This window comes from Thermosulfurimonas sp. (assembly GCF_015491435.1).
GTDB lineage: Bacteria > Desulfobacterota > Thermodesulfobacteria > Thermodesulfobacteriales > Thermodesulfobacteriaceae > Thermosulfurimonas_A.
This window is the reverse complement of record NZ_WFVX01000135.1, coordinates 1-6,613: the sequence shown is the minus strand read 5'-3', so window position 1 is coordinate 6,613 and position 6,613 is coordinate 1. Positions and strand designations below refer to the sequence as shown.

General features: G+C 56.0%; 10 protein-coding genes. 8 read left to right on the top strand and 2 right to left on the bottom strand.

Translation table 11 applies throughout. From position 1 onward, the window contains the following. On the bottom strand, nt 1-587 hold a 587-nt coding region (locus tag F8J34_RS06200; RefSeq protein ID WP_297057232.1), incomplete at its 3' end, for a FlgT C-terminal domain-containing protein. A gap of 49 nt (nt 588-636) precedes the next feature. On the opposite strand from F8J34_RS06200, the gene prmA reads away from it, so the two are divergent. The 6 genes from prmA to cutA are packed head-to-tail and all read left to right on the top strand — an operon-like array spanning nt 637 to nt 3,796. After that, nucleotides 637-1,482: a 50S ribosomal protein L11 methyltransferase gene (gene prmA, locus F8J34_RS06195; RefSeq protein ID WP_297057230.1), complete on the top strand. Its 846-nt coding sequence runs from the start codon at nt 637-639 to the stop codon at nt 1,480-1,482. A 53-nt stretch (nt 1,483-1,535) separates the two neighbouring features. Further along, the gene (locus tag F8J34_RS06190) at nt 1,536-1,883 is read left to right on the top strand and encodes a CGGC domain-containing protein (protein WP_297057228.1); all 348 of its coding nucleotides are present in this window, start codon (nt 1,536-1,538) and stop codon (nt 1,881-1,883) included. 3 nt (nt 1,884-1,886) lie between these two features. Further along, nucleotides 1,887-2,522 carry a riboflavin synthase gene (locus tag F8J34_RS06185; RefSeq protein WP_297057226.1) on the top strand — a complete coding sequence of 212 codons (636 nt, stop codon included), beginning with the start codon at nt 1,887-1,889 and terminating at the stop codon, nt 2,520-2,522. A gap of 16 nt (nt 2,523-2,538) precedes the next feature. Continuing rightward, on the top strand, nt 2,539-3,051 hold the full coding sequence (gene scpB, locus F8J34_RS06180; protein WP_297057224.1) for an SMC-Scp complex subunit ScpB: 513 nt from the start codon (nt 2,539-2,541) through the stop codon (nt 3,049-3,051). Next, nucleotides 3,048-3,473 (top strand): hypothetical protein, encoded by a 426-nt coding sequence (locus F8J34_RS06175; RefSeq protein WP_297057222.1) that lies wholly within the window; start codon nt 3,048-3,050, stop codon nt 3,471-3,473. The genes scpB and F8J34_RS06175 overlap by 4 nt, the downstream gene beginning before the upstream one ends. Then, a complete protein-coding gene (gene cutA, locus F8J34_RS06170) occupies nt 3,470-3,796 on the top strand; it encodes a divalent-cation tolerance protein CutA (RefSeq protein ID WP_297057220.1) in 327 nt (108 codons plus the stop codon). The genes F8J34_RS06175 and cutA overlap by 4 nt, the downstream gene beginning before the upstream one ends. Here cutA and F8J34_RS06165 read toward each other — a convergent pair. Beyond that, the gene (locus tag F8J34_RS06165; RefSeq protein WP_297057218.1) at nt 3,783-4,190 is read right to left on the bottom strand and encodes a hypothetical protein; all 408 of its coding nucleotides are present in this window, start codon (nt 4,188-4,190) and stop codon (nt 3,783-3,785) included. The two genes, cutA and F8J34_RS06165, sit on opposite strands and share 14 nt — an antisense overlap. 605 nt (nt 4,191-4,795) lie before the next feature. Here F8J34_RS06165 and F8J34_RS06160 point away from each other — a divergent pair. After that, a complete protein-coding gene (locus F8J34_RS06160) occupies nt 4,796-6,157 on the top strand; it encodes a CsgG/HfaB family protein (RefSeq protein WP_297057217.1) in 1,362 nt (453 codons plus the stop codon). Between the two features lie 3 nt (nt 6,158-6,160). Continuing rightward, nucleotides 6,161-6,532: a hypothetical protein gene (locus F8J34_RS06155; RefSeq protein WP_297057215.1), complete on the top strand. Its 372-nt coding sequence runs from the start codon at nt 6,161-6,163 to the stop codon at nt 6,530-6,532. Nucleotides 6,533-6,613 lie beyond the last annotated feature (81 nt).

The window sequence follows — 6,613 nt, the reverse complement described above, 5'->3', positions numbered from 1 at the left end:
GTATAGGTGCGGATAAGGTTAAGATTGGGATCGTAGATCCTTAAGGCCCCGGGTTCAAGGTAGAAGACCAGATGGATCTTTTCCTGACGGAGCCCGGCCGGGGAGAGAGAACCCAGGGTCCTCCGGGGTTCATAGAGGAGACGGGAGCGGGTGAGCAGGCTTTCCAGTTCCGGAAGATAGGTATCGGCCAGGTTCGGGGAGGCAGAGAGGACCAGGATCTTCAGGTCTCCGTAGCGGATGGCCGGAGTGGGGACAGGAAAATTTTCCTGCCGTGAGAGAAGCCGGGCTGTGGCGAAGTTCTCCTCCACCTGGATCACCTCGGCCAGAGCCACCGGTTTTTTGAGATAACCCAGGACCTTTTTGGTCTGCGGATGGATAACGGGCTGCCCTTTGCGATAGATGGTGAAGAGATCCCCCAGCCTTACCCCCTGGGCGCGCCCCTTATCCAGGATGATCTGATTGCCGTTAAGGCCGATGACTAGGGCTGTAAGGGGACGGAGATCCTGTTTGAGGTCCGAGGGTAGGAGCGCTCGGGCCGGTGCCGCTACCAGTACGAAGAAAAGCCCCCAAAGAAGCATTTTTTTCATAGACTCTCTCCCTTGTAAAGGCGCAGGATTCCGTTAGCCTATTTCTAACATGAAGGGAGCCGGAGAGCAAACCAAAAAGTCTGTTCTACTGGAGGCCGCCCTTAAGGTATCCCCTGAAGATCTGGAGAGGGATCTGCCTCTTCTGGCGGAGGAATGGGGAGGTTTCGGTTTTGTGGAAGAGGGCGGGGAAGTACGGGCGATCTTTTATCTTTCTCCGGGAGACCGGGAGCGGTTTCGGGAGGACTGTCGCAGGTATGGCTGGGAGGAGATTTCCTTCCGGGAGATACCGGAGGAAGACTGGTCACGCACCTGGCGGGAGAGCTTCAAGCCCCTCAGGGTTTCCTCCCGGATATGGGTGTGTCCTCCCTGGGAGCGGGTGGAGACGGACCCGGGGGAGGTGGAGATAATCATTGATCCGGGACAGGCCTTCGGTACCGGTCATCATCCCACCACCGCCCTGATGCTTGAGGCCCTGGATCGTCTCTTTCGGGAGGAAACTCCGGGCAGGGTTCTGGATCTGGGCTGCGGAACGGGCATTCTGGCCATAGCCGCGGCCAAACTGGGGGCGGAACGCGTGGTGGCCCTGGATATAGACCCCCGGGCCTGCCAGGCGGCCCGGGAAAATATTCAACGTAACGGGGTAAAGGTGGAAGTGGTTTCGGGCCGAATAGAGGAGATACAGGCGGATTTTGAGCTGATTCTGGCCAATATTTCGGCCTGGGAATTGCGAGCCCTGGCTCCGGTGCTCAAGGAAAGACTGTGTCCCGGGGGCCGGCTGTTTCTTTCGGGTTTTCTGGCGAAAGAAATTGCGGAAATGCTGGAGGCTTACAGGGATTTGGGCCTTATTTCCCGACAGGTGCGAGATGAATGGGGATTTTTGGCTTTCAGAAAATAGGGGGTCCGGTATTAAACTTGGGGAAAAAGCAATAAAAAATCAGGAGGTGGATTATGCCCAAGGTACTTATTGTAGCCTGCGGCTCTTATGCCGAAACGTCTCATTCCTGCGTGGCGGATTGGAAGTGTCTGTTTTCCGCCGCGGAGAAGAAGGGCCCCTTTGCGGCCTATGAAGACGAGGTGAAGGTGGTGGGTTTTTTGCGCTGTCGATGCCCGGGGCGTTCCCTGGTGCCTAACATTGCCATGGCCAAGGAGAAAACCGGTTTCGAGGTGGTGCACCTTACCAATTGCCTGGCCAAGGCCAAACCGGCCTGTAAGAATCACGATCTGGACGAACTGGTGAAGATGATCCAGGAAAAGACCGGAGCCAGGGTGGTACTGGGCACGCACGATCTGGGGTAGCGGATGTTTACCGGGCTGGTGGAGGGTCTGGGAACAGTGCGGATGTCTAGGAGCCGGGGAGGGGGGGTGCGTCTGGGTATCGAGCCCCCCTTCCCGGCCGAGGAGTTAGGTTTGGGGGAGAGTGTGGCGGTAAACGGGGCCTGTCTCACAGTGGTGGAGGTGAGGCCTCCGATCTTTGAGGCAGATGTGTCTCCGGAAACCCTGAAACGCACCACCCTGGGAAGGCTCCGACCCGGGGATCGGGTGAACATCGAACGGGCTCTGCGGTGGGGGGATCGCCTGGGAGGACACCTGGTGAGCGGGCATGTGGATGGGGTGGGAGAGGTGCTTTCCCGAACGGAAAGGACGGAATTTTTCTTTTTTCGCATCCGGGCCCCGGAAAACGTGGCTATCTATCTGGTGGAAAAGGGTTCCGTGGCGGTGGATGGGGTCAGTCTGACCGTAAACCGGGTGGAGGGGTTAAATTTTGAAGTAGCGGTGATTCCTCACACCGCCGAGATTACCACTCTGGGCTTCAGGAAACCCGGGGATCCGGTGAACCTGGAGGTGGATTTGCTGGCCAAATACGTGGAAAAGCTCCTGAAACCCTATCAAAAGGGGTTGAGCGAGGAATTTCTACGGCAGAAGGGTTTTTTCTGAGGTGTCCCGCGCAAGGATGAAGAAGGCCCTGGAGGCCATTCTTCTGGCTGCCGGTGGCCCGGTTCGACCGGGGGAATTAAAGGAGGTCTGGCCCGGGGTGGAGGAAGAAGATCTTAGGGATATGTTTCAGGAACTGGCGGAGGAGTATAAGGATCGGGGGATCCGGATAAGGGAAGTGGCCGGGGGATGGCGTATGGAAACAGCCCCGGAGGTAGCGGAGGAGGTGCGGTCGTATCTGCGACCGCGGCCGCGGCGTCTCTCCGCGGCGGCTCTCGAGACCCTGGCCATTATTGCCTACCACCAGCCTATTACCCGGGCGGAGATCGAGGCTCGCCGGGGAGTGGATTCCTCCGGTCCGTTGCGCTTTCTCTTAGAAGCCGGGTTCATTCGGGTGGTGGGGCGCAAACAGATTCCCGGGCGTCCGCTACTTTACGGAACCACGGAATATTTTCTGGAATTTTTCGGCCTGAGGAGCCTTCAGGATTTGCCACCCTTGGAAGAAATTCGCAAACTGGCGGGCAAGGCATGATTCGGCAGGAGGTACAGGAAGAGGCAGAGCTTATCGTTCATGAGGGGGGAGAGATTCCGGAGGTGGCCTTCTGGAACGCCTGGTTCTATCTTACGGAGAAACCCCCGCAGGGACTGGGCCTGGTCCTGGAAAAGGAGGAGGAACTTCTTCTGCGGCAGGCGGTGATCCGGCGATATCTTCTTATCATTCAGAGGGATCTTACCCCGGAATATATCGGAAAATCGTTTTATCGGGGGCCGGTGCGGGCCCGGGTGAACTGGCAGCGTCTGTGCAAGTTTTTGAAGAAACATGCCCTGTCTCCGGACGGGTATCGGGAAAAGATCAGGGGCCTGGTGAGGGATTTTCTGGCCCGTCTTTCTCCGGATCATCCCTTGCGGGAGCCGGCCTTACATCTGGAAAAGGAACTGGAGGGGGAGGTATGAGCAGAGCGGTATTGCTTTACGTTACCGCCGGAAGTGTCCGGGAGGCCGAGGATCTGGCCCGGGGTCTTCTCGAAAAGAGGCTTTGTGCCTGTGTGAATATCTTTCCCGGGATGCGTTCGTTTTACTGGTGGGAGGGGCGAATAGAGTCGGCGGAGGAGGCGGTTCTGATAGTAAAGACCACCCCGGAAAAGGCCCGGGCCGCCCGGGAGGAGATCGTGAAAAGACATTCCTATTCCTGTCCCTGTGTGCTGGAGCTTCCGGTGGCCGGAGGGCATGAACCCTTTCTGGAGTGGATCGAAAGGGAGACCACTAGACCCGAATGAAGGTGCCCTTCTGAGCCGCACTGAGAGCCCGCTCCAGCACCAGGGGAAGACTGTCCGCTCCCAGGATGTTGGTTCCTCCCACCAGATAACGGATGGATAGACGATGGGGACCTATTCGACAGGGGAAGCTCTTTCCCTTCAGACGTTCGATTAGTTCCTGGATTTCCTGAATGGCCCGTCCCACGCAGATGATGGCGAAGGTCTTTTCTTGAGGACGGGTAAAGAAATCCTTGGGAGAGAAGAGCCCTCGCAGGAAATGGGCACAGGCCCGGAGAATACTGTGGATAAAGGGTTGGAACTGTTTATCTCCGGGGAGAAGGACATAAAAGGTCAAAAGTAGATAGTCCTCACTGTAAATATATTTTTTGATTACGTGGTCGAAAATACGTTGCAACCCTCTGAGGTTCCAGAAGTTGGTTAATGGATCTTTTAGTAACTCTTCACGTAGAAAGGATATTTCTTGCTCCAGAGATCTAAGCTTTTTGTGTAGTTCATAAATAGTTAATACTTCTTCTCGCTTGAGGGTAAGAGTAAACGTTCCCGCGGCTTCCTTTTTGGACATGGTCAAAAGGCGATTTAAGAATCGACTGGCTTCTTCCAGGATTTGAACTAATTCTGGTTCTCTATCGCCGATTTTTCCCTGTCTTCTGGTAAATTCTTGGGAATATAATGATGGATAGGGTACTTTACCTTCCTTATGAATGGAGAGAAAAGCTTCCCAGGCCGTGGCAAGAGCTTGTCTTTCCTGCTTGAGGAGTTTTTCAAATATTTCAGCGTTCAAATCGGAAACCTTCCTCCTTAAAGTACGAAAGTATTTTAACTTTAGGTGTGTTTTCGAGTCAATAGTTTGGGGAGCATAGAAAGATCTTTAAGCAGACCTTGACCCGGAGGCCCAGGCTGTTATAAAGTCAAATTTAATGGAAATCAGAAGAAGGAGGCCGGATGATGGAGAGGATTTCTAAAAGATTTCCTATTTTAGCGGTAGTGCTTTTGTTTTGGATGGCTTCTTGTGTTTCCTCCGGGGTTCAGACCACGGTAGAGACCACCGGTCCTACGGTGCAGGAGGCCCTTACCTACCATGGTCCCAAGGCCCGGATCGCGGTGGCCAGTTTTAAGTGCAAGGCTGCCAAGTGCAGCGGTGCCATCGGCGATGGATTGTCGGACATGCTGGCTACGGCCCTTTTCCGTACCGGGCGTTTCATCGTCCTGGAACGAGGGGAGGGCCTTAAGGCCATTCAGGAGGAACTGAATCTGGGACAGTCCGGTTATGTCCGGAAGGGGGCTGCTCCCAAGATGGGCCTTATGGAGGGGGCAGACATCCTGGTCATCGGAGCCATCACTGCCTTTGAACCCAATGCCTCGGGTATCGGGGGAGGAGGTATCGTTATTCCTTACAAGATCCCCCTTATCGGTGGGGCCCGGCTTTCTAAAAAGGAGGCCTATATTGCTGCGGACATCCGGCTGGTGGATGTCCGTACCGGCCGAATCATAAACGCCACCACGGTGGAGGGTAAAGCTTCTTCTTGGAAGGTGGGAGGAGGAATGGGAACCATTCTGGGATCCGTAGCCCTGGGCGGAGCGCTTGGAGCCTACAAAAACACCCCCATGGAGAAGGCCATCCGGGTGATGCTTTACAACGCCGTGAATGCCATTGCGAAGATGGTCCCGGAAAACTATTATCGCTGGGGGGCGGATACCCAGGGGTCTGCGGCCCCCGGGCCTCAGCCGGTGGCCTCCGCCGGGGCCTCGCAGCCCGCGCCGGCAGCCGGCGGGCTTGTGAGGCCCTCGGCCCGCTTCAGCCCTGGAAACCGGGTGGTCTGGGAGGAGGATTTCTCCTCCTGCCAGGAGGTCCCCACCACGGTAAAAATCCTCCGGGGGTCGGTGGAGTGTGTCAAGTTTCAGGGCAAGACCTGGTTGGCTACGGTTAAGGGAGAGGTACATTTTTCCAAAAGACTTTCCGGTTTCAGTTTCGCCAAGGACTGGGCCCTGGAGTATGCCTTTTATTACGGGGCCTATATGCCCTGGGGGAAGGCCGCGGTGCGCTTGGGCCGGGCCAATTCCCCCTTTTTCCTAGATCTGGAGAAGGGCTCAGTAAAGGGGGATACCATTTTCAAGTGGATGGAAAGACCCATTCCCCTTGATCAGGACATCGTGGGGCGGGTACATCGGGTGGCCCTTCAGAAGAAAGGAGATACCCTTCGGGTCTTTTTTGATGGCCGGAGACTTTTTTCTGGAAGAGTTGATCAGTTGGCCCTTTCCCGTTTGCCCTCGGTGTTGTATTTTATGGTGGGTTCCGGGTATGCGGATATTGAGACCGGAAAGTATGTTCTTATCACGGACATTCGACTTACCACCTACTGAGGGATGCTGAGCGAAGAGAAGATAAAAGGGCTTTTACCCCGGAAGCGGGTTGAGGCCTTTTTCGAGGCTTTTTACTTCGGGGAGGAGCCGGCCTATGATCTGGAGCTCGGGCTGGGGCATTTCGATCCGGAGCAACGCCTGGTGCGCCTCGAGCTGCGGCTCAAGGCCCGTCCGGGGAAATGCCTGGCCTGTAATCTCACCTGGGGACTCCCCGAGGTCTTCAAGCGCCATCCGGCCCTGGATCTTCAGGGGGTGGTGGGCCGCCTGGAAGGCCTTCTTCCGGATGGATGGAAGGTAAAGGACTGGACCCTGGGAACCACCGAGGAGATAGACGAGGAACTGCATGTGATTCCCTTAATCGTTCGTCTGGGTTAGAGAGGCCTCTTTCCCCGCGGCCAGAAGACGAAAGGTTTTTCCCAGGGGCAGACCTAGGGTGAAAGGGGTGTGCCCCAGGGG